Raw genomic sequence first — 24,005 nt, 5'->3', positions numbered from 1 at the left:
ATTATCGATTTAACGCTCTTTTAACCGCGACTTAAGACCAATTTAAGCTGCTGCCGGCACCTTTGTACAAGGCAACTAGTACTCCGCCAATTCATGAATAAATTCATCAAGGGCATTATCACGTTCTCCCTGAAGAACAAGTTTTTCATCTTTTTTCTGACGGCACTAGCTGTTGTAGCCGGGGTTATCAGCTACCAGAATACGCCGATCGAAGCCTTTCCGGATGTAACAAATACTCAGATTACGCTCATAACGCAGTGGCCGGGCCGGTCAGCCGAAGAGGTCGAGAAGTTCGTTACGATTCCCATTGAAATTGGTCTGAATTCGGTTCAGAAGCGTACCGATATCCGGTCAACATCACTCTTTGGTTTGTCGGTGGTTAAAGTGCTCTTTGAAGATGGCATTGACGATACGTTTGCCCGTCAGCAGGTTAACAACCTGCTGAATGGTGTTGAATTGCCGGAAGGTATTAAGCCCGATGTTCAGCCCCCGTACGGACCAACCGGTGAGATTTTTCGCTATACGCTGCAATCGCCGACACGCACCGCCCGCGAACTCAAAACCATTCAGGACTGGGTCATCGACCGTCAGTTGAAGAGTGTACCGGGGGTGGCCGATGTGGTCAGCTTCGGGGGCGAAGTAAAAACGTACGAAATCTCGGTCGACCCGCGCCGACTGACCGACTACAACATCACACCCCTGCAATTGTATCAGGCGGTAGCGAACTCCAACGTCAATGTGGGGGGCGATGTGATCGAGAAAAATTCGGAAGCTTACGTTGTCCGGGGTATTGGCCTGCTCAAAAACCAGCAGGACATTCAGAACATCATCATTAAAAACGCCAACGGAACCCCGATCATGGTCCGCAACGTGGCGCAGGTATCCGAATCAGCCCTCCCCCGGCTCGGACAGGCGGGACGCGATAAGGAAGACGATGCCGTTGAGTGTATCATCGTGATGCGCAAGGGGGAGAACCCGAGCGAAGTTATCGAACGGGTAAAAGCCAAAATTAACGAGCTGAACACCAATATTCTGCCGTCCGATGTACAGATTAACACGTTCTACAACCGCGAAACGCTCATCAATTTTTCCACGCACACCGTCACGCACAACCTGATCGAAGGCATTGTCTTCGTAACGGTTATCGTATTCCTGTTCATGGCCGACTGGCGGACGACCGTAACGGTATCGATCGTTATTCCACTGGCCTTGCTGTTCGCGTTCATCTGTCTGCGCTTAAAGGGAATGTCGGCCAACCTGCTGTCGATGGGTGCCATCGATTTCGGTATCATCGTTGACGGAGCGGTCGTTATGGTCGAGGGAATTTTCGTAACGCTCGATGAACTGGCTCACGCCCAGGGGATGTCTAGGTTCAATAAACTGGCCAAGCTGGGGGTTTTGCGCAAAACAGGCACGGAAATGGGGAAAGCTATCTTCTTTTCCAAGCTGATCATTATCACCTGTCTGGTTCCTATTTTCTCGTTCCAGAAAGTCGAAGGCAAAATGTTCTCGCCCTTGGCCTGGACACTCGGGTTCGCGCTGTTGGGTGCGCTGATCTTCACGCTCACGCTGGTTCCGGTGCTGGCGAGTATGTTGCTCAATAAAAACGTCCGCGAAAAACACAATCCCTTCGTAAACGTCGTCACCAAGTACTCAACAAAAGCGTTTGGCTTCACCTTCGCACACAAGAAGATGAGCTTGCTCGTAACGACCATCATTGTGGCCGTTGGCCTGTCTGGCTTCACCCTGCTAGGCACGGAGTTTTTACCCGAACTGAACGAAGGATCGATCTACGTTCGGGCAACGATGCCGATGAGTATTTCGCTTCCGGAATCGGTTAAGCAAACGGTTCAGATGCGCCACATTCTCGAAGATTATCCGGAAGTAAAAGGCGTCATTTCGCAGACGGGCCGCCCGAACGATGGCACGGACCCCACCGGCTTCTATAACATTGAGTTTCTAGTGGATATCTACCCGCAGGACGAGTGGAAAAGCGGGCTGACCAAAGAAGAACTGATCGATAAAATGCAGGAACGGCTCAGCGTTTTCCCCGGCGTAAACTTCAACTTCTCGCAGCCTATCATGGACAACGTCGAAGAAGCCGTATCGGGTGTGAAAGGGTCGATTGCCGTTAAAATTTACGGTCCTGATCAAAACGTACTCGAAGAAAAAGGGGGCGAAATCGAAAAGCAGCTGGCCACCGTTCAGGGCATCGATGACCTCGGTTTGATCCGCACCACGGGTCAGCCCGAAATGCGGATCGAGCTCGATGAACAAAAACTGGCCGCTTATGGCGTTAACAAGTCCGACGCCGAAGCAGTCATCGAAATGGCGATTGGCGGTAAGGCGGCCACCCAGATCTACGAAGGAGAGCGCAAGTTTGATCTGCGCATTCGTTACGACCGCCCATTTCGTTCCAATGAGCAGCAGATCAGCCAATTGATGGTGCCAACGGAAAGTGGCTCGATGATTCCGATCAAGGAGATCGCGCATGTCTATACGCAGACCGGGCCGGTACTGATTTTCCGGGAAGCCAGTCAGCGGTATGGCGCCGTGAAGTTTTCGGTGCGGGGACGCGATATGGGCGGTGCGGTAGCGGAAGCGCAGCAAAAAGTAACGGCCAATGTGAAGTTACCAGCGGGGTACACGGTCAAATGGGCGGGTGATTTCGAGAACCAGCAACGGGCAACGCTCCGGCTGGAACAGGTTGTGCCCATCAGTCTGATCGCCATTTTCTTTATTCTGTTCGTCTTATTCGGAAATGTGAAAGATGCGGGTCTGGTGTTGTTCAATGTGCCCTTTGCGATCATCGGAGGTATTGCCGCTTTGCTCATTACGCACGTCAATTTCAGCATCTCGGCGGGCATCGGTTTTATCGCTTTGTTCGGTATCTGTATCCAGAATGGGGTTATCCTGATCTCGGTTTTCAAGAAAAATCTGCACAACCGAATGTCGCTCAATGATTCGATTCGGCTGGGTGTCGTATCACGCATTCGACCCGTGGTGATGACGGCCATGATGGCTGGTATTGGCCTGATTCCGGCGGCCATTTCGCACGGTATCGGTTCCGAAACGGCGAAACCACTGGCCATTGTCGTGATCGGCGGGCTGATCACCGCCACATTGCTGACGCTGTTTATCTTCCCCCTGATTTTTTACGCCTTCTACCAGAATAAGTTTGCTTCGCTATCGGAATAGGTGAAGCTGATCAGTATAGCGTAAAGGGGTTAGGTCATTTGTTAGCTTGCCTACGACAAATGACCTAACCCCCTTATTTTTATAGCTACTTGCTGCTCAAAACCCGATTCGCTCGCGCGTCTGCTGGATACCGAGCGTCCGGGCCAGTTCGAGCGCGATTCGATCGTCGTATTTCCGTTTCCAGTAATCTGTTTCCAGGCGAAGCTTGTCCAGCTCGACCTGCTGTTTTTCTACGACCAGTCGTAATGTTTCCAGTTCGTGCGATGTGTCCTGGCTACTTTTTTGTTCGACGACCTGGGCCTGAATGGCCTCTTCACTCAATAACGCCAGGGGTGACAAGGCAAGAACAGTAGCAATCTGGTTCAGTCTCGATAGTGTCAGGTCGGTTTTGCCGCGCTCAATATCCCCATAAGCCGTAGTCGATAAATTGAGCAAATCAGCCATATTTTCCTGCGATAAACCGCGCTGAAGACGGTGCAGGCGTATTTTTTCTTCGATGGAAGTCTTCATATCAAGTAACTACGATAAATTCTGAACCTAAACTGACACTAATTTTCGGTAGGATAACGCAATTTTGCAATGAAAGAATTCGGATAAGCCGGATATTGGGCCTTGGCTAAGATACAGTAAGCAGGCGATAGAACAGATTTGACTATCCCGTGTCTACTAGCCAACGCCTGCCAGCAATTAAAAAATCTCGAACCCGAATCACCCATTATTCGTTCTCAAACCAAAGGAGTAAACCTAATTATGAATCACGAAAAAGAATTCCGCAAGTTTGCGGTACACCACATGGGCCTCAATGGCCTGACCGTAGATGGTTATGTGAACCACACCGTCGAAAACATGACCCGCTCGGTTATTGAAGAGCGTCCGATGAACTTCCGTGAAGTAGACGTATTTTCGCGGCTCATGGCTGACCGTATTATTTTCATGGGTCTGCCCGTAGACGACAACATTGCCAATATCATTGTGGCGCAGTTGCTGTTTCTGGAGTCAGCCGATCCAAAGAAAGATATCCTGATGTACCTGAACAGCCCCGGCGGTTCAGTATACGCTGGTCTGGGTATTTATGACACCATGCAGTACGTGCGGCCCGACGTAGCAACTGTCTGCACGAGTCTGGCGGCTTCGATGGGTGCGGTCCTGCTGGCTGGCGGTGCTGCCGGTAAACGGTCGGCCCTCCCCCACGCCCGTGTTATGATTCACCAGCCTTCGGGTGGTGCGCAAGGGCAATCGGTCGATATCGAGATCACAGCCCGCGAGATCGTTAAACTCCGCGAAGAGTTATACGAAATTCTGGCGCTGCATTCAGGTAAAACTGTTGAAGAGATCGAAAAAGATTCGGATCGTGACAAATGGATGCGTGCCGAAGAAGCGAAAGAATACGGCCTGATCGACGAAGTACTACGTCGCGAAAAATAAGCTTTTTTCGAAAACGCAGCAGCTAGTCTGTCTCATACCACGCGTTCAAACGAGCGCAGATCGCTTCCGGGCAGTCTGCGCTCGTTTTTTTATGGCATCGTACTTATTAGTCGCCCCCAAACACGGTATGATTGCTTTGATAAAGCCATGTAGTTGACTGGGTTTGCTCGCAGAACGGTGCTTCGTATGCCGTATCTTCGAGATACGGCATACGAAGCACCGTTCTGCGAACAGCCTCTTAACCAGAAACAAAGTAACGTTATATCAAAAATCGTTGCCTCCCATCAACCTACGATTTGGCCGTCTCAGTGCCGAATGGTAATTTTGTTGATTGCCAGCTACGCAACTTAGCCTGAATCATCATTTGTTGCTTAACTTGGCTTACCAACGTCACAGCGTTGAATGAACTGACGTACAATCAATCAATTGCCTGTTTATACGGGCAATCACTGTAACTACAATACACACTGCAAACGCACATGCCACAAACCAGTTGCTCGTTCTGCGGACGGCGCAAAAATGAAGTGCTCCTGTTGCTGTCGGGCATCGATGCGCACATCTGCAACTACTGCATCGAGCAGGGTCATCAGGTTGTTCTGGAAGAAATGCGCCCTAAACGGAGCGAACCGACTGAGGTATCGATCAATCTCATCAAACCGATGGAGATGAAACGCCACCTCGACCAGTACGTGATTGGTCAGGATGACGCTAAAAAATCAATAACGGTTGCGGTTTACAATCACTATAAACGGCTGATGCAGCCGAAAACCAACGATGATGTAACGATCGAAAAATCGAATATCATCATGGTGGGCGAAACTGGTACGGGCAAAACCTACCTGGCCCGCTCGATCGCCAAAATTCTTGAAGTTCCATTCTGCATTGCCGATGCAACTGTCATTACCGAAGCAGGTTATGTCGGGGAGGATGTCGAAACCATTCTAACCCGTTTGTTACAGGCGGCTGAATACAATGTCGAGGCCGCCGAGCGCGGTATCGTTTATATCGACGAGATCGACAAAATTGCCCGCAAATCCGACAATCCGAGCATCACACGCGATGTCAGCGGAGAAGGGGTTCAGCAGGCGCTGTTGAAATTGCTGGAAGGATCGGTCGTCAATGTGCCACCGCAGGGTGGACGAAAGCACCCCGATCAGCGGCTCATCGCGCTCAATACCGAAAATATTCTGTTCATCTGCGGGGGCGCGTTCGACGGTATCGAACGACACATCACGAAACGCATCAATACCCGACCGATTGGTTTTTCGGGCGACCGTCGCCTGAACGACACCTTCGAGAAAGGGCATCTTATGCGCTATATATCCGCCCTCGACCTGAAATCGTTTGGGTTGATTCCTGAACTCATCGGTCGGCTCCCGGTCCTGACGCACCTCGAACCCCTCGATCGTGACGCTTTGCTTCTCATTCTGACCGAACCAAAAAATGCCATTACCAAGCAGTATAACAAGCTGTTTCAGATGGAAGGCATTACGTTGCATTGGGACACCGGCGCATTGAACTACATTGTTGATCAGGCGCTGCAATACGGGCTTGGCGCACGAGGATTACGGTCGATCTGTGAATCGATTATAACCGATGCTATGTTTGAAATGCCTTCCCAAACGAACGTTAAAGAGCTAACGATAAGCCTGGAATATGCCCGGGAAAAATTCGGAAAATCCAGTACCTACCAGATGCGGTCAGTAGCCTGACAAACAAACGTATCTTCGGTCAAAAGCCCTGATTTCATAACGAAGTCAGGGCTTTTTTTGCCGCTAAGCAGATTTTATACATGGTTTTTCAACAAATGAAGAGGCAGTCGGTTTAAACCCTGACAATTTATTTGTTACACACACTAATCAAATTTTTACGATGAAAATCAATACTCGACACCTGCTGGCCATTCTGACAATGGCTACACTGTTCACCGCCTGCCATCGTCCGGTTGCTTACTTCCAGCCAACCCAGCGCGAACAGTTTGCAACCACTACAGCAACACCTACTGTTGCAGCCACTCCCGAGGTACTTGCACCTTCATCGCCAGCGGTCGCCATGACCACGACAGAAAGCGCACCCGTTGCCGCTCCAGTTGCACCAGCGACTCAGATTAATGAAGCATTGAACCAGATGGAGGCTATGGTGCGCAACGACAGCAAACTGGCTGCGGACAAAAACGTCCAGAAACGGATGAATCGCGTTCGTGGACTATTGGAAGCTGCCTCGGCAAAATCAACAATGGCTCCTTCGGCGACCACTGCGCCCAAGAAAGCAAATCTGATGGAGCGGATGGTGCTGAAGCAGATGAACAAGAAAATCAAAAACCAACTGGCTCCCGCTAATCCAAACAAAACGATGGCTAATACCGGTATTCTGGCAACAGGTGCCGTGCTGGTGATCATCGGGTTGTTGTTACTGTTGCTAACGACCGGTACCGGCGCAACCGTCGGTCTTATCGTACTGCTTGGCGGTGCCGTAATCCTGCTGGTCGGATTGCTATAATAAGCATCTGGATCAGGTTAACTACCCGAAAGTCAAATCCCGTTCAACCGCTCACACGATCGATTGAACGGGATTTTTCTATCACTTTTCGGCTCATTGAGTCGAATTCTAGTTTTTTTTGAAAAAATATAGAATGATCATCTAACAAACCGGTAGCGTTCCAGTTGATGAGATTGATAATTTTATGGTCCCACTCAAAAAAGTGCCCTCTATGAATACAATTTCCAAACATCTTTTCGTAGCTCTGATCGGAGCATCGATCCTTTCTTCCTGCAGCCGTCCGGTAGCTTATTTTCAGCCAAGCCAGCGGGAACATTTTACATCACCTAAAACGGAAACTGTTGCCGCTACGCCATCTGTAGCCACGGCAGAGGTAGCCGTAGCACCCGTGTCGGAAGCGGCACCCGTAACTGCTCCTGCGGCTGAACAGATCGTTCAGACGAAACAGGCGATGAGCCAAATTGAAGCGTATGTTCGCAATGATAGCAAGCTGGCATCGAACAAAAAACTGACGACGCGGATAGCTAGAGTGAATGAGCTGCTGGCTAATGCGAGTGAGAAAGCTGCCGTTTCGACGAACGCCACTACAGCGAAGAAAATGACGATGATGGAGCGGGCGATGCTGAAGAAAATGGACAAGAAGATTAAAAACCACGTAGCGCCGGAAGAAGCGAAAGTGCTGAACCGGAACACGAGAAACGGTATCATCATCGGTGCCATCGGTTTGATCCTGTCCCTCATCTTCGGTGGTGTTATCGGTGTAATCGGTCTTGTTCTGCTCGTTGTGGGTATCGTTCTGATCCTATTGGGCATCCTTGAGTAGTCTTTTATAGATTCCTCGTGTAACGCAAAAAGTTGACGTTTCTATCAAGTTGATAGGCTAACGTCAACTTTTTGCGTTATCAGTGAATGACCATCTACGCGTTTTTAGCGGGAGTTTTTTCACTCAGTTTTTTTTGCTTAACAAAGTAGTGGATGAGTGGTTGTTGACAATGAGAACCAACACATCACTCTTTAAACAAAGGAAGCTTTATGAAAATAATGACCAAACACATCTACGCAGCGTTAATTGGAGCCACCATTTTGTCGTCCTGCAGTCGCCCTGTTGCTTATTTTCAACGTGGACCGGTAGAAAACTACCACGCGCCAAAAACCGAAGCCGCAACGGTTGCCGCAGTCACCACCCCCACCCCATCCCCCGAAGTATCCTTGCCCGTTGCTGATGCTGCTACATCCGTAGTCGCACCGACCGAACAAGTCGATCAGGCCAAACAGACCGTAAATCAGATTGAAGCGTACGTTCGTAACGACAGCAAACTAGCGTCAAATAACAAATTGACGAAACGAATTGAGCGGGTCAAATCCTTACTCAACTCAGCCGTCACAAAAACATCGTCGGCCTCAACCACCAATGTAGCCTCTAAGAAGATGACCCTGCTGGAACGGGTGGCCGTGAAGAGGATCGATAAGCGAATCAAGAACAAGCTGGCTCCCGACCAGACAATGGCCAAGTCCATGTTTACGATTGGGATCATCGTTGCCGCGGCAGGTTTAGTATTGCTTCTCATTGGTAACGGTTTCGGTGCAGCACTTGGCGGCATAGCCCTCGTCGTTGGTCTGGTACTGATCATCCTGGACCTCGTACAATCATAAAGCCATTTTAAGCAACCCATGCAGACACCACTGTCAATCCTGTTGATCCACGGCCACGGCGTAGATGCATCGATCTGGGACGGCATCTATGCCGACCTGGCGGCAGAAGGAACCGTCTTAAATCCTGATCTGTCTCGGTTAACGTCGCACACGACCATTGAAGCCTATGCCGAAGAGCTCGCGGCCCGCTTACAGGCGGTATCCATTAGTGAGGTCGTTTTAATTGGCCATTCGATGGGCGGCTATATCGCGCTGGCCTTTGCCGGACGATATCCGGAAATGGTGCGCGGTCTGGTCCTGTATCACTCAACGGCTTACGCTGACGATGAAGATAGAAAGGCACAGCGTCAACAACTCATAAAAACGATGCAGACGGAAGGCGGAGTACAGTTTATCGAAAAGCAGCTCCCCAAAATGGTTGCGCCCGATTATCCAGCTGACCAGGTCAACAAGCTGGTGGGCCGTTTCCGCAATTTACCGACCGAAGCGCTCGTTGCCGGTATGGAAGCGATTGCCGGTCGCCCGGACCGAACCTACGTCTTGCGGAATGCTACCTTCCCGGTACTACTGGTGATGGGGAGAGAGGACCAATTGATTCCGCTCGAAAAAACGAAGCCGTTGGCAGACCTTTCCGGCCAGATTAGCATCGCAACGATCGACAACGCAGGACACATGAGCATGGTGGAACAGCCCGACGAATCCAAAAAAATACTTGTAGACTTCCTTCGAAAACTCTAGACAGGAGTACTACCATCGACAGGGAATCAAGAAGGAGGCTTAACCGCTTCCTTTTTGCGTTTATACGCCGTTTTCCCCCCGATTCTCCGTAAACTTGCACTGGTTTTCAAGAACCTGGTTTTCATTATCATCGTAAATACCGGATGCAGCGGTTATCCGGTTTGGCAATGGCTGAACTTTTTGACGTTTACCCCCTCTACGACATCGAACCCGTTCGGGCGCAGGGCAGCTATCTTTGGGATGCAACCGGCACCCGCTACCTCGATCTTTATGGCGGTCATGCTGTAATCTCAGTGGGTCATACGCATCCACGTTACGTGAACGCGTTGACCGATCAGCTTCATAAAATTTCTTTCTATTCAAACTCCGTCCGGATTCCCCAGCAACAGGAACTGGCCGAGAAACTGGGGAGTCTTTCTAAGCATCCAGACTATTCGCTGTTTCTGTGTAATTCGGGAGCCGAAGCGAACGAAAACGCGCTTAAACTGGCGTCGTTTCATACGGGTCGAACGCAGGTGATCGCCTTCAAGAAAGGGTTTCACGGGCGGACTGCCGGTGCGGTTGCCGCTACGGATAACCCGGCTATCGTGGCTCCTGTCAACTACAATAAGCACGTTACGTTTCTGCCCTATAATGATGCTGAAACGGCTCACGAAGCCATCACAACCGAAACCTGCGCCGTCATTATCGAAGGCATTCAGGGCGTTGGTGGCATCCACGTAGCCACGGATGAGTTCCTGCAAACGCTCCGTAAGCGCTGCGATGAAACCGGCGCAATCCTGATTCTGGATGGTGTTCAGTGTGGCTACGGTCGCTCGGGCAAATTCTTCTCGCACCAGTTTAGCGGAATTCAAGCCGACATCATCTCGATGGCAAAAGGCATGGGCAACGGCTTTCCCATTGGCGGCATTCTGATCTCACCTAAGTTCAAAGCCAGCTATGGTCTGCTCGGCACTACGTTCGGCGGAAACCACCTGGCCTGCGCAGCCGCCATCGCTGTGCTCGATATTATGAAAGATGAGGGCCTCATTGAAAACGCCATTCGCATGGGTGATTACTTCATGAATGGCATTCGTCAAATTGGCGGCTACAAAGACCTACGCGGTCGTGGTCTGATGATCGGTATCGAGTATGATTTTCCGGTCGAGTCACTACGCAAAAATCTGCTGTTCGAACACAAGCAGTTCACGGGTGTAGCGGGCAAGACGATCATCCGCCTGTTACCATCACTGGCTATCGGCGTCGACGAAGCCGACATGTTCCTGGAAGCCCTGGAAAAGTGCTTGAAAACAGAGAAGATAGCAGTATAACGGCACCGTACCGTTCTGACCGGCAAAACCTTACGACCAAATCTGCATGTAGCAAGTTGCAGATTCGGTCTTCTATCAATTTTAACGCTGCTCTACTAAAAAATGGTTTAAAACGAGTTGAAGACCGCCATTAATCGCTGTTTTCACTGTTCCTCCGCGTAAAAAATCAATGACTAATTTCCTATCCCTCGCCGACGTCACTGACCTCGACGCACTGATACAATCCGGCCGCGATGCCAAGGCCAACCCATTCGCTGATCAGCAGCTGGGTAAGAACAAAACCATTGGCCTTATCTTCTTTAATTCCAGTTTGCGGACCCGGTTAAGTACCCAGAAAGCGGCTCAAAACCTCGGCATGAACGTTATGGTCATGAACGTTGGACAGGACAGCTGGGGATTGGAGATGGAAGAAGGCGTGCTGATGAATGGTGATAAAGCCGAGCACGTCCGCGAAGCAGCCGCCGTGATCGGGCGCTACTGCGACATTATTGGCATCCGGGCTTTTGCGGAATTAACAGACCGCGACAAAGATTACCGTGAGCAGGTGATGCACCAGTTCGCGAAATATGCCAAGGTGCCCATCGTCAATCTGGAATCGGCGACGCGCCACCCGCTCCAATCACTTGCCGACTGCATTACCATCGAAGAAGCCAAAGCGAACTCAAGTCTGATTCCGGCCCGTCCAAAAGTTGTGCTGACCTGGCTCCCCCATTTTAAACCGTTACCACAGGCGGTAGCGAACTCGTTCTGCGAATGGATGAATGCCCGCGCCCAGTCGGGTGATGTAGACTTTGTGGTGACGCATCCGCAAGGGTACGAACTGGCCCCCGAGTTTGTCGGTAACGCCCGCGTCATCTATAATCAGAGCGAAGCGTTTGAGGGAGCCGATTTTATTTACGGCAAAAACTGGTCGTCGTATACGCAGTACGGACAGGTACTTACGCAGGACCCGTCCTGGGCAGTAACAATGGATGATATTCGACTGACAAATAATGGCAAGTTTATGCACTGCCTGCCCGTCCGGCGTAACCTGAAAGTGTCTGACGAAGTACTGGACAGTCCGCATTCGCTCGTCGTCGAGCAGGCGGCTAATCGGGAATGGTCAGCGCAGGCGGTACTGAAAGAAATCTTAAAAAGCTTGTAAATTAACGTTGGCTGGTGGCCCGTAGACGACTGATGAAGAAGTCTGTTGCCTGCCATTCACTAGCCAACGTCCTCTGGTTCATGAACACGCTTACAGTTGTTAAAATAGGAGGCAACGTCATTGACGATTCAGCCGCCCTGCATCGCTTTCTCACGGCCTTTTCCTCTTTATCCGGCGCAAAAATACTTGTTCACGGTGGCGGGAAAATTGCGACACAGATCGCGGATAAATTAGGCCTCCAAACAACGATGGTTGAGGGGCGTCGCATCACGGATAAGCCCATGCTCGATGTGGTGACGATGGTTTATGGCGGTCTGGTCAACAAACAGATTGTGGCTCAGCTACAAACACTCGATATCAACGCCATTGGGCTGACAGGTGCAGATGGCGGTACGGTGCTGGCCATAAAGCGGCCGGTCAAGGATATTGATTACGGGCTGGTGGGTGACATTGACGAAGTAAATTCGGGACAGATCCAATTTTTTCTGCACCAGGATTTGACACCCGTGTTTGCGCCGATCACATACACGGAAGCGGGAGAACTGCTGAATACCAATGCCGACACGATGGCCTCAGCGATTGCCGTGGATATGGTCAAGCACAATGAAGTTACGCTGGTCTACTGTTTCGAGAAAAAAGGCGTGCTGGCTGACCCAACCGATGACAACAGCGTTATCGGCGAACTAACGCCTACCGTCTACGCCGAGCATAAAGCCGCCGGAACCGTCAATAAGGGGATGATTCCCAAGCTCGACAATGCTTTCAAAGCGTTAGGTAATGGTGTGGCGAAGGTGATCATCTGCCACGCCGATGAGCTGGCTTTAGCGGCACAGCAGGGAGCAGGCACTACACTGCGACTGGAGAAGTAGCGGTACGAGACCTTAGTTCGATGTGAGGAGATTGACTACCCGCCGAACGCCCACAAATCGATTTTGGTAATAGGAAGCGTGGAGGTAATCGTAACGAACGCCCCCGTTCCAGGCCGAGTGAATGAATTTGATGCGATCACCAACGACTTCGGTGATCAGGCCAACGTGCCCGATACGGCTGGCGCTTGAACTGTGCCCTTTGAAGAGGATCAGGTCACCAGGTTGAGCTTCAGATTTGTCAACGGCCTGTCCTACATTTCCCTGGGCGGCACTTGAATGAGGAAGTGAAATACCAAACTGATTAAAACAGAACCGGGTAAAACCCGAACAGTCGAAGCCGCGTGTGCTGGTGCCCCCTGAGCGATAACGAATAGCGAGGTGTTCTTTCGCAAATCCGATCAGATCGCCGACGAGCGGAATCTGTTCGTAAAATGATTTTTGAGTGGTAGTTACGGTGGGTACTTCTTGAGTTACAGCGGGTTTATTATCATTTACGGTGGCTACGAAATCTTGAGTTACGGTCGGTACGGTTTGGGCCTGAACGATGCCAAACGAGACAGCAGCGATTGCTGTCAGGAGCACTTTTTTCATCATAGAAATAGGTCAAAACCAAGTTAGGTTGTATAAAAGTAAGGTATTGTGGAATTATTGCCAAATAAATGAGGAGTATTTTCCACACTTTTAACATAAATTTCACATACCAATTTTTATACATTACTGGTTCCCAGCGCGATAAGCCAGCAAAAAAAGAGGAAACGGAGGGTATTTTTAATTTACGGTAGCCCAAAGCACCGTGCAATGACCGTGGAGGGACCGCCAAAAAAATTCACCCTGTTCAGATAGCCATCGTCTATCTGAACAGGGTGAACACGAAGTAAAAAACTTGTCTTACTTATCCATTACGCCGGAAGCCTCCGCCCTGCTGGCCATTACGTCCACCACCCGGACGCATAAAGCGGTTATTGGACGGGGGCGTAAAGCCAGCGCCAAAATTGCGCAGATTATACACAAAGCTCAGCGTAAAATACCGGTTCAGTACCCGGCTCTGCACTTCTTCGACGTACGTATCGGTCACGTTCCGGACAATGCTTCGGTTCTGGTTGAGCAGGTCGAAAACCTGAAGCCGCAACTCCCCCTGCTTCTGTTTGAACAACTGACGCGCCAGGGCCATGTTCAACAACGTGAACGACTGGTTGTAGCTCCCCGACGTACCCCCGTAATGATTGAACGTTACGTTGGTCGTGAACGTGAAGCGCAGTGGCAGCTGATAATACAGATCCAGCGTGCCCGTCTGATTCAGATAGGTAGTGTTTTGCTGAGGCTGCAACGAGTATTTTGCGGACTGCAAACTAACTGTTCCCGCCAGATTCAGGTCGAGCTTATCGTCAAGGTTCGTATTTAGGCTCAGTCCTTGCCCAACAAGCCAGTTCTGCGCACGGTTATCTCGTCCATTTACTAAGCTAGTTCCCTGGTTGTAAGTCAGGTTGGTGTTTAAATTCAGATTGACCCGCTGGTCCTGGAACTTCAGCGCCCGACCAAGGACCAGAAAGCCGGTTACGGTGTAATACCCATTGGTGTTGACAGGCCGGGTCGTTTGTGCGCCCGATGGATCGAATGTCGTTGCGTTTACGATTTTATTATCCGTCCGGCTGGCATTGACCGACACGAACATATTGCGGAACGTAGCCGGATCAAACCGGTTGAAATTGAACGATACGTTATGGCTATACTCGGGTTGCAGATCGGCATTACCCAACTGGACGTTGAGCGGATTCGTATTATTGGCTACGGGCTGCAACTGATTGACCGATGGCGCGTTTATACGGGTTCGGTAATTGAACCGCAGTGTCGTATTCTTGGCGAAATTGTAGGTAAACAGCGCGTTGGGAAGCAGGTTCGTGAAGGTTCTGTTTAGGCTGGTTTCCCGACTAAGATTGTCCGAACGTAAACTGGCCTGCTGCCCGTCGACCCCCAAGGCATAGGTATATTTTAGCCGCTTGGTCTGCCACGTCAGTCCGCCCCGGTTGGTCATGTACGTGTTGATAAAGTTATTGCTCAGCTGATTATTGGGTCGATCGTATTGGCCGGTTGTTTCGTTAAAATCGGTAACCGCCCGGTTCGACTCGTTGTGGTTGTTGGACAGGTTGTAGTGGAACTCGAGCGTTTGCCGCATCGACAACGGTTCCGTATACGACACGTTGATGCTGTTGGTCAGGGAGTTCGTTTGCTGGCTGTTCTGCTGATTGATCGTCTGCGTATATAAACCGCCCACCGCCGTCTGGCTGCCCGGCGATCCTACGGAGGTAGACAGCGGAGTAGTCGATTGCGTGACCGACTTGTTCGTACCCAGATTATCCTGATCGTTGACGGCTACGTTCCAGTTTATCGAGAACGTCCGGCCAATCTTGCGAAACTTACGAAACAACAGCAGCGAGTTGTTTCCGTTGACACCGCTCCCCGCCGAATTGTAATTTGTGTTGCTGGTATTCGTTGTGGCGCCTTGTCCATTAAACGTCTGCGACTGGCTTTGATTCATGTAGCTCGACGAAAGCCAGGAGATATTGGGAATGACGCGAATGGTGGTAAGCGAATCCAGCCGGTAGTCGAGACGGAGGTTAACGCGGTTGTTGGTGTTGCTGTTCTCCGATCCGTTGACCTGATTCCGGACGAATGTCGAATCCGTGCGGGTAGCCGTGCCAGCTGTGCCGGACGAACCGGGGATAATATTTTCCCGCCGGCTGGTCTGATTTGTCAGGGTGTTCGTGTTGGCGATGTTGTAACTGCCCGCCAGATCGATCTTTTTGCCCAGGCTATTTCGATAGTTTAGACCGCCCGCCCACGACTTTGTGATGGCGTTATTTCCCACCTGTCCATTTCCGTTGCCGCTGTTGCCGCCCCCACCACCACTACGAACGAGGTTACCGCCCCCCGGATTACCACCCGACCCCTGACCGGCACCGCCGAAGTTGTTACCGAGTCCCAAATCCTGCGCCGAAAACCCCTGTTGGTTAATGTTATTGGCCATGCCCAGAATCGACATCTGCTGCCCGTTGTTGAATCGGTTCAGGGTCGCTTTGGCTACATAGCGCGGATCGTCGCCGGGTTTTGGACCGACCCCGATCGACTGTTGCCCGAACGTACCTTTGCGCTTGTCTTTCTTCGTTGTAATATTGATCGTTTTGGACCGATCGCCATCATCGACACCCGAAAACGCAGACTGCTCTGAGAGTTGATCCAGCACCTGTACTTTATCGATAATGTCGGCGGGCAGGTTCCGGGTCGCCATTTTCGGGTCGTCCCCAAAGAACGGCTTTCCATCGACAAGGACTTTTTTGACCGTCTGCCCCTGCGCCGTAATGGCCCCATCGCGGTCTACCTGAATACCCGGCAATTTCTTAAGCAAATCTTCGACCTGTGCGTTCGGCTGCGTTTTAAATGACCCGGCATTGAATTCGAGCGTATCGCCTTTCACCGCCATCGGTGCCCGCTCGCCCTGCACCGATACTTCCGTTAGTGTTTGAGACTGAGCCAGTAGTTCAAGCGTGCCGACATCAGCAGTGGGATCTGTTTTAGTAACAGAAATCCGTTTGGCAGCACCCCGGTAACCGACATACGTTGCCAGTACGCGGTATTGCCCTTCAACAATATTTTTAAAGACAAACCGCCCATCTCCGTCCGTAATGCCAAACGTAACCATTGATGAATCACGGGCCAGCAATAATGAAACAGAGGCTTCCAGCAACGGCTTGCGCGATACCGAATCGACAACGGTCCCAGTAATTGTGCCCGATTGTGCCTGTGTCCGAATACTGGTCATCAGGCTTAGCAGGAGCAGCATCACAGGCAGGATCAGTAAAGGCCGGACCTTAACGAATGGGTTCATAGCTAGGATGTAGTGAAGAGTAAGTAGTGAGGTCGCGCGGCCAGTTCGTCCACGCTGCTTTCTATCAATTCCGGCCCATGCCCGGCATAGACGACATCATTTTCTGGCGAAAATCGGCCATTGTTTTCCGACGAATCTGCTCCATTTCGTCAGCCGTGATGACTTTTGCATCCGTTGGCGGCTGCACGGCAGTGGCGGCTACCGCTTCCGAAGAAACAGCGGTCGCTTTGAACGATTCACTGTCCGATTCAATCTGAAGAACAACACCCGTCGGGGGTGTCAGATCGGCAACGGGCGAATAGGTAAAGGGTAAGTCGGTCGTGTACCAGACGGTATACGTTTCTTTCCGGCGCGTAGCGGTCGCTTTGTGGCAGGTGTAACCGGCTATTTTCTTTGTTTTCTCGCTCGTTTGCCAGTCACTTGCGGTTGGCATCGGCTTTTCGGAGCGGTAGGTCGTCTGGCTGGTCGAATCACGCTTCACCGTCATGACATCAATCCGCGTCTTGTTGGCCAGATCCAGGTAGGTCTGCTGCTCGAACGGAGCACCCATGCGCATGGCTCTGGGCGGTCCACCGGCATTACCCGAACTACCCGCCCCATCGCCGTCTCTACTCCGGCGCATCATGTTCTGGGGACGGTCCCGTTCTTCTTTTGCCATTGTTCCGGCAAAGACCAGTTTCTGGGTGAATGATAGTACGTCAGGCATACCTTCGGGTGCATCGGGAGCGCCAGCGCTTCCGGGCCGGACTTCCTGACCGTTGACAACCATTCGCATCTGCGACGGATCAATCCGACGCATACCTTCGTAAGTGATCTTACCCGCTGTTGGTGGGGCTGCCGGCTGAGCGGTTGTCTGTAGGGAAACCATCAATCCGATGGCCAGTAGGGTGAGTAGCTGCGCTTTCATGGGGATAAGGAGCCAAAATAGGTTGTAAAAGTTGCACAAAATTCGCTGCTCTTACCAGCGTATTTGCTAAAAGGCGCTAAACTGGCGCTAAACCCGTATTTTTGACTACCGAATGCTTGTTATGCCTCCTCAACGTATCATTTCGCTGGTACCCTCGCAGACTGAATTATTGGTCGATCTCGGCCTTGACCAGGCGCTTGTCGGGATCACAAAGTTCTGCATTTATCCCGCTGACACACACCGAGGCAAAGCCATTGTCGGTGGCACGAAAACGCTCGATTTCGACAAGATTCACGCGCTCCAGCCCGATCTGATCATCGCCAACAAAGAAGAAAATACCCGCGCCGAAGTTGAGGCATTACAGCGCCACTATCCGGTTCACGTAACCGATGTAGTGACGGTAGCCGATGCACTGGCTATGATTCAGGACGTTGGAACGCTGGTCGGGAAAGGAGCGCAGGCGGCTGAACTGGCCCGGCACATTGGGTCGCTACTCGTTGCCCCATCGGATTTCGCCCCCCGTTCGGTCGCTTACTTCATCTGGCGAAAACCCTACATGGTTGCCGCAAACGACACGTTCATTCATGCCATGCTTGAAATTGCCGGGTTTCAAAACGTGTTTGGCGACAGAACCCGCTATCCGGAAATAACACCGGACGACTTAAACGCAGCCCAGCCCGATCTGATCTTTTTATCGTCGGAGCCGTTCCCATTTTCCGAAAAACACATCGGCGAGTTTCAAGCTATCTGTCCATCTGTACCAGTCATGGTCGTTGATGGCGAACTATTTTCGTGGTACGGCAGTCGGTTATTGCGGTCATCCGCGTATTTTCAGAACTTGCGTAACGAAATTTCCCGGCAACTATCATGATCACCGATATTTCTCAGCTTGACCCGAATGGAACCTATACCAACCAGTAAGAACACGCTTTCCATTGCCTCGGTCAATCTGATTTTGTTTGCGGCCCGGCAATACGGAGCCGACACGACAGCGCTGGCGCAGGCGGTGGGCATTCGTATTGATTCGTTGCAGAATCCGGACGGGCGCGTGCGAATCAGTCAGGTACAGGCCCTCTGGCGGGAGGTCGTAACCGCTACGGGTGAACCGAACATTGCACTGAAGCTGGGCGAACTGATCAATCCGGCCGCCATCGGCGTGCTGGCGTATGTGATGATGCACAGCCCAACGCTGGGCAAAGCGTTTGAGAAACTATGCCAGTATCAGGATATTGTCTGCGAAGGCATCGTTACGCGGGGGGAGTTAGTGCACAGCGAACAGCATGGCGCTACGTTCGTCTTGTCGTTGCACATCATCTGCCCGGACATCATTTACCCGGAACACACGCTGAATTCTGAATTATCGATCTATCTGTCCGCGATTCGGGCATTGACGGGCCAGCCTGTATCGGCTTCTGCAATTGCGTTTGCTTACCCTCGCCCATTGAACATAAGCGAACATGAGCGGTTATTTGCCCCCGCCCGCCTGACGTTCGATGCCGCCGTAACGACCATGGTCCTCGATGCCGCCCTACTCGATACGCCTGTTCTGAACGCAAGCCCTACCCTATCCGCGATGTTTGAACAACACGCAACCGGCTTGCTTAATCAACTGAAAACACCTACACTTAGTAGTCGCGTAAAAGCCGAAATCATTCTACTGATGAAGGGCGAAGAACCAACGCTGGCAACCGTAGCCGACCGGCTGGCAATGGGCGTTCGGACCCTGCAATTACACCTTAAGGAAGAAGGTACTACCTACCAGCAGCTGTTGGACGAGATTCGGAAAGACCTGGCCATTCAGCACCTGCGGGAGCAGAATCTGAGCACAACGGACATTGCGTATCTGCTGGGATTTGCCGAACCAAGTGTTTTCTTCCGGTCATTCAAAAAATGGACAGGTGTAACACCAGGAGCTTTCCGATTAGCACAAGCTGCTTAAGAATGGGTAATCCGGCGGGTTCAGAGCGTTTCCAGGCTCGTATGCTTAAAACTGTCCGGGTATTTTAAGCCGTACCCCAACGTACGGTCAAAGGTCGAGTGGGCGAACAGGATGATACCCGCCAACATCAGGTTCTGACTGCCAGTCGCCAACCCCAACAGGCCAATAACAACCCCAATCCTTTGTGATGAGCGATGTTATAGGTAATCGCACCGACCGCCGGATTGACGACATACCCAATCATACTCACATCAGGAACCAGCAACAAGGCCGGAAACCACCACCAGGCGAATTGCAGTCGTGAGAACAGGTAGATAGCGCCTAAAAACTGGACCAATTCTTCGGATTTCAATAGCGTTTTCATAAAAGTTTTGATTGAATGATTGGTGATTACGACTGTTTACGTTGATGATCCGAAAACCAGGTCAGGGTTTCGGTCAGGGCCTGCTTCATCGGCGTAGGCCGAAAATCAGGGAACAGGGCCAATACCTTTCGGTCATCGAGCCGGACCGTGTTTTCGTAGAGATACAGCATCTCGTTCACTTCCCGCATCACGGGCATGAACAGCCCTAGCACGCGAATCAGAAACTTGCTGTATATCCGAACGTTAAGCGGCTTTTCCACGATTCCACTGATTTGTTCGAACCATGACCGCATGGAGGGAACCGTTGCTCCCCCATAATTCCAGACCTGATACGGCACTGCCGATTTCGCGTCCGATGACCATTCCCGAACCATGAGCCGGGCGATAACTTCGGCAGCATCTCCCGTGAAAACCGCCTGATGCGGCACATCGACGTTCACAAGCCAGGGGAGTACCTTTCCTGTCAGGGCATTCCTGAAAATAGGCGCTATTCCTTCGTTCAACACGTTCGGTCCCCAGAAATCCGGTAGTCGAACATTCACAACACGGCACTGACCCGCGCGGGCCGCTCGTTCCAGCATCGCTTCGATCTCGACCCGCAACTGTCCTTTTCGGGTGCAGGGATTCGGTTGGCTCTCTTCGCGGATTGGCTCGTTTGTGTTCCCGAAATTGTACACATTACCCGGAAAAACAATAGTTGCCTGACGTTGAGCGGCTGCCTCGATTACTTTCTGCGTAACCGTGTCCATGTTACCAAACCATTTATCATACGGGTAATTGATACCGTGGAAAATGAAGTCGTGAGTGATGGCAAGGCGGTTGAGCAGGTTCGCATCCTGCGCATCGCCCGCAACGATGGTCAGCGTGGGTTGATTCGGGAATAGAGCCTCGGCTTTGGCTACATCACGAACAAGAACCGTAACCGGCCATTGGCGGGCGAGTAAAGTAGCTGTCACAGCATAGCCGATACTGCCGGTTGCGCCTAGAACGAGGGTAGAAAAAGTTGTTTTCTCAATGATTGCATGCATGGCGTTTATCTGGCGATTAGTGTAGCACAAAGGTCCCGCCAACCGGGCGCGCGGTCGCTGACGAACTGCGCAAATCGACTGACCAATCACGAAAAAATGGGGAGTGGTTTCCCTTCACCAATACGTCAAACGGCCCCCCAGCCCCTCGCACAAACCAGTCTATCACGGTCTTCAATGACGGAAAAGTCAGATTCAATTGGTGAACGTGCTGACCGGTAACAACCTGGTCTTTCCCGTTCCGCGGAGCCAGATTGACAGCGCCAAAGACAAAATCAAACAAAACCCTGGGTATTAAATGAATACCGTACCCTTTTAGGTAAGTAATCATTTTTGTAGCGCAGCCAGTTGGCCGTAACGTGGGTAGAAACCCGTAAAGCCGAGCATAAACGCAACCCTACTCCGGACAGAATTCCACGACAACGACCGTCCGCGCTACCAACAACCTAACGTAATCAATACACGAATGAACAGACGGGAAGCAGTAACGCAGGTCGCCTGGATACTGGGAGGAGTTTTTTCAGCCCCGACGCTACAGGCCATGAGCCGATGGGAGCAGCTTGCCAGTACCGAAACGGGTAGCAGCAAACCGGGTTCGTTTCTGACGGAAACGCAACATGCCATTATGGGTCGCGTTGCCGAACTCATCATCCCCCGCACCAATGCATCTGGCGTAGATTCGCCCGGCGTGGACTCGCCGGGTGCCCTTGACGTCGGTGTGCCCGATTTTATGGAGGTGATGCTTCGCGACTGCTATGGAAAACCGGCGCAGGATCTATTCTTGACAGGCGTTGGCGAACTGGAACGGAAGGGATTTCTGACGCTCTCGCCCGATCAGCAGACCGCCATGTTGACACAAATCGAGGCCGACGCGCAGAAGAATAGTAACCCATCGTTCTGGCTCATCAGCAAAGAACTGACCCTGCTTGGCTATTTCACCTCCGAAATGGGTATCAAGGCATCGTTCGATTACCAGCCAATTCCGGGGCGATTTGAAGCGATCAAGATCAAACCGGGTCAAAAAGATTTCATGTACGGTAACCAGGCTTAAGTATAACGTAGATCGCTGGTCCGCGTAGCTGTCTGAAGAGCTATGGATGGGACCAACGAGTCGCGCTACGGTGAACCACAAACTTTCTTGTACGATTGATATGAACCTGAATCTAAAGGCAGAAAAAGACCAGACCTACGATGCCATTGTCGTTGGATCGGGAATGACCGGCGGCTGGGCAGCCAAAGAGCTAGCCGAAAAAGGGCTGCGCGTGCTGGTACTCGAACGAGGCTACGAACTCAAGCACGTCGAAGATTACAAAACGGCGTTTAAAGATCCGTGGGAGTTCGAGCATCGCGGCAAAATATCCATCGTAGCCGCCGAAGAGCATTACGCCACGATGTATTTTTCGGCCAAGGAAGGCTCGCAGTACCTGTACACGAACGACAAAGAAAATCCGTATGTGCAGAAACGGCCGTTCAACTGGATTCGGGCCTATCACACGGGGGGCAAATCGCTGCTGTGGGGTAAGCATACGTACCGCTGGAATCAGGAAGATTTTCTGGCGAATGCCAAAGAAGGACTCGGCGTTGACTGGCCCATTCGTTACGATGAACTAGTACCCTGGTATAAGTACGTCGAAAAGTTTGTGGGTATCAGCGGCCAGCCCGAAGGGTTGGCGGTATTACCAGACAGTACGTTCCTGCCGCCCATGGCCATGACAGCGCCCGAAGTACACCTCAAAAATTCGGTGGCTCAGAAGCTGAATCGACCCATTACCATTGGCCGGGTCGCTCACCTGACCAAACCGCAGCCGTGGCATTCGGCGGTGGGTCGGGCTACCTGTCAGTTCCGGAATCGGTGCTCGCGGGGTTGTCCCTTCGGGGCTTATTTTAGTTCGCTGGCCGCTACGCTCCCCGCAGCCCGCCAAACTAATCGCGTAACCCTTGTCCACAACGCCATCGTTAAAGAAATTATCCTGGACGATAAAGCACAAAAAGCCAAAGGCGTCCGGGTCATCGACCAGAACACGATGGAGGTTCGGGAATTTTACGCCAAAGTGATCTTCCTGAATGCCGGAACCATTGGCTCCACATCGATTCTGATGAATTCAAAGTCGGCCCGGTTCCCGAACGGACTAGGCAATGACAGCGATCAATTAGGCCGTAACTTGATGGACCACCACCTGGCCATTGGCGCTCGGGGCGACATCGATGGGTTCGACGATGATTACTTTTTCGGAGCCCGTCCGGGCAGTTTGTACATTCCGCGTTTCCGAAACTGGGGCAACGACAAACGAGGCTATCTCCGTGGTTTTGGCTATCAGGGCGGAGCCACGCGGGCCGACTGGTCGCGGGGGGCAACGGAAACGGGCTTCGGGTCCGACTTCAAGAAGAAAATGACGCAGCCCGGCCCCTGGAAAATTAACCTCAGTGGCTTTGGCGAGGTCTTACCGAACCCCAACAATCGCTTTACCCTCAGCGAAGACCAGAAAGACAAATGGGGACTACCGCAAGTCGTGTTCGATGCTGATTTCGGCGAAAATGAACGAGCCATGCGCAAGGACATCATGAACGATGGTGCCGAAATGCTCGAAGCAGCCGGTTTCAAAAACGTGGTTGCTTACGACAATCCCGTCGCGCACATGGGGCTGGGCATTCACGAAATGGGAACGGCGCGTATGGGTAAAGACCCTAAAACTTCGATCCTGAACAAGTTCAATCAGGTTCACACCTGCAAAAACGTGTTCGTAACCGACGGATCGGCGATGGCGTCGGCCTCTAATGTGAACCCATCCCTGACGTATATGGCGTTGACAGCTCGCGCAGCCAATCATGCCGTCGAGCAGTTAAAAGCGCGGAATCTTTGAAGCTGGTTTTCCCTCACGGCAGCTGCCGTGAGGGACCATCCCTGCATACACCATGTAAGCACTCAGAACGGATCTTGGCAGTATACAATTGTTTCAATCTGGCCAGACGTCCAATACCCGTAAACCACCGAATATCAGCCCATAAATCCAGCTTCACCAGCTCAGCGTCAACGCATAAACAGTCATACCC

Annotated in this window: 19 protein-coding genes and 1 pseudogene; 14 read left to right on the top strand and 6 right to left on the bottom strand. The window is 51.5% G+C overall.

Features of this window, described 5'->3' with window-relative positions; genetic code table 11:
* Positions 1-93: 93 nt before the first annotated feature.
* Positions 94-3,198 (top strand): efflux RND transporter permease subunit, encoded by a 3,105-nt coding sequence (locus GK091_RS05650; RefSeq protein ID WP_164035626.1) that lies wholly within the window; start codon positions 94-96, stop codon positions 3,196-3,198.
* 96 nt (positions 3,199-3,294) lie between these two features.
* Here GK091_RS05650 and GK091_RS05645 read toward each other — a convergent pair whose 3' ends face one another.
* The gene (locus tag GK091_RS05645; protein ID WP_164035625.1) at positions 3,295-3,708 is read right to left on the bottom strand and encodes a helix-turn-helix transcriptional regulator; all 414 of its coding nucleotides are present in this window, start codon (positions 3,706-3,708) and stop codon (positions 3,295-3,297) included.
* Positions 3,709-3,948: 240 nt separating this feature from the next.
* Here GK091_RS05645 and GK091_RS05640 point away from each other — a divergent pair, with 240 nt between their 5' ends.
* From GK091_RS05640 to argB, 9 genes are all read left to right on the top strand, one after another.
* The gene (locus GK091_RS05640; protein ID WP_164035624.1) at positions 3,949-4,623 is read left to right on the top strand and encodes a ClpP family protease; all 675 of its coding nucleotides are present in this window, start codon (positions 3,949-3,951) and stop codon (positions 4,621-4,623) included.
* A gap of 479 nt (positions 4,624-5,102) precedes the next feature.
* Positions 5,103-6,335, top strand: a complete 1,233-nt coding sequence (gene clpX / locus GK091_RS05635; RefSeq protein WP_164035623.1) for an ATP-dependent Clp protease ATP-binding subunit ClpX — start codon at positions 5,103-5,105, stop codon at positions 6,333-6,335.
* Positions 6,336-6,495: 160 nt separating this feature from the next.
* Entirely contained in the window at positions 6,496-7,122 is a 627-nt protein-coding gene (locus GK091_RS05630; RefSeq protein ID WP_246202149.1) for a hypothetical protein, read from the top strand.
* Between the two features lie 211 nt (positions 7,123-7,333).
* Entirely contained in the window at positions 7,334-7,945 is a 612-nt protein-coding gene (locus GK091_RS05625; protein ID WP_164034597.1) for a hypothetical protein, read from the top strand.
* Positions 7,946-8,154: 209 nt separating this feature from the next.
* Complete coding sequence (locus tag GK091_RS05620; RefSeq protein WP_164035622.1) at positions 8,155-8,775, top strand: hypothetical protein; 621 nt, start codon at positions 8,155-8,157, stop codon at positions 8,773-8,775.
* An 18-nt stretch (positions 8,776-8,793) separates the two neighbouring features.
* A complete protein-coding gene (locus GK091_RS05615; protein ID WP_164035621.1) occupies positions 8,794-9,513 on the top strand; it encodes an alpha/beta fold hydrolase in 720 nt (239 codons plus the stop codon).
* 167 nt (positions 9,514-9,680) lie between these two features.
* Positions 9,681-10,823, top strand: a complete 1,143-nt coding sequence (locus GK091_RS05610) for an aspartate aminotransferase family protein (RefSeq protein WP_164035620.1) — start codon at positions 9,681-9,683, stop codon at positions 10,821-10,823.
* A gap of 169 nt (positions 10,824-10,992) precedes the next feature.
* Positions 10,993-11,967: an N-acetylornithine carbamoyltransferase gene (locus GK091_RS05605; protein ID WP_164035619.1), complete on the top strand. Its 975-nt coding sequence runs from the start codon at positions 10,993-10,995 to the stop codon at positions 11,965-11,967.
* A gap of 80 nt (positions 11,968-12,047) precedes the next feature.
* Positions 12,048-12,836, top strand: a complete 789-nt coding sequence (argB, locus tag GK091_RS05600) for an acetylglutamate kinase (protein ID WP_164035618.1) — start codon at positions 12,048-12,050, stop codon at positions 12,834-12,836.
* A gap of 12 nt (positions 12,837-12,848) precedes the next feature.
* On the opposite strand, the gene GK091_RS05595 is transcribed toward argB, so the two are convergent.
* From GK091_RS05595 to GK091_RS05585, 3 genes are all read right to left on the bottom strand, one after another.
* On the bottom strand, positions 12,849-13,430 hold the full coding sequence (locus GK091_RS05595) for a C40 family peptidase (protein ID WP_246202148.1): 582 nt from the start codon (positions 13,428-13,430) through the stop codon (positions 12,849-12,851).
* A 298-nt stretch (positions 13,431-13,728) separates the two neighbouring features.
* A complete protein-coding gene (locus GK091_RS05590) occupies positions 13,729-16,719 on the bottom strand; it encodes an outer membrane beta-barrel family protein (RefSeq protein WP_164035616.1) in 2,991 nt (996 codons plus the stop codon).
* A 64-nt stretch (positions 16,720-16,783) separates the two neighbouring features.
* Positions 16,784-17,626 (bottom strand): GLPGLI family protein, encoded by an 843-nt coding sequence (locus GK091_RS05585; protein WP_246202147.1) that lies wholly within the window; start codon positions 17,624-17,626, stop codon positions 16,784-16,786.
* A 121-nt stretch (positions 17,627-17,747) separates the two neighbouring features.
* On the opposite strand from GK091_RS05585, the gene GK091_RS05580 reads away from it, so the two are divergent.
* Entirely contained in the window at positions 17,748-18,497 is a 750-nt protein-coding gene (locus GK091_RS05580; RefSeq protein ID WP_164035615.1) for a helical backbone metal receptor, read from the top strand.
* 27 nt (positions 18,498-18,524) lie between these two features.
* Positions 18,525-19,565, top strand: a complete 1,041-nt coding sequence (locus GK091_RS05575; protein WP_164035614.1) for an AraC family transcriptional regulator — start codon at positions 18,525-18,527, stop codon at positions 19,563-19,565.
* A gap of 20 nt (positions 19,566-19,585) precedes the next feature.
* On the opposite strand, the pseudogene GK091_RS05570 reads toward GK091_RS05575, so the two are convergent.
* Both GK091_RS05570 and GK091_RS05565 read right to left on the bottom strand, forming a co-directional pair.
* Positions 19,586-19,929, bottom strand: a pseudogene (locus GK091_RS05570) (DUF4260 domain-containing protein).
* Between the two features lie 26 nt (positions 19,930-19,955).
* Positions 19,956-20,957, bottom strand: a complete 1,002-nt coding sequence (locus GK091_RS05565) for an NAD-dependent epimerase/dehydratase family protein (protein ID WP_164035613.1) — start codon at positions 20,955-20,957, stop codon at positions 19,956-19,958.
* Positions 20,958-21,420: 463 nt separating this feature from the next.
* Here GK091_RS05565 and GK091_RS05560 point away from each other — a divergent pair, with 463 nt between their 5' ends.
* Both GK091_RS05560 and GK091_RS05555 read left to right on the top strand, forming a co-directional pair.
* A complete protein-coding gene (locus GK091_RS05560) occupies positions 21,421-22,005 on the top strand; it encodes a gluconate 2-dehydrogenase subunit 3 family protein (protein ID WP_164035612.1) in 585 nt (194 codons plus the stop codon).
* 100 nt (positions 22,006-22,105) lie between these two features.
* A complete protein-coding gene (locus tag GK091_RS05555) occupies positions 22,106-23,815 on the top strand; it encodes a GMC oxidoreductase (RefSeq protein WP_164035611.1) in 1,710 nt (569 codons plus the stop codon).
* The last annotated feature ends 190 nt before the right edge of the window (positions 23,816-24,005 follow it).

The sequence above is a fragment of the Spirosoma agri genome (assembly GCF_010747415.1).
Lineage (GTDB): Bacteria > Bacteroidota > Bacteroidia > Cytophagales > Spirosomataceae > Spirosoma > Spirosoma agri.
Note: the sequence above shows the minus strand (reverse complement) of the source record. Positions and strands in the feature narration are given on the sequence as shown.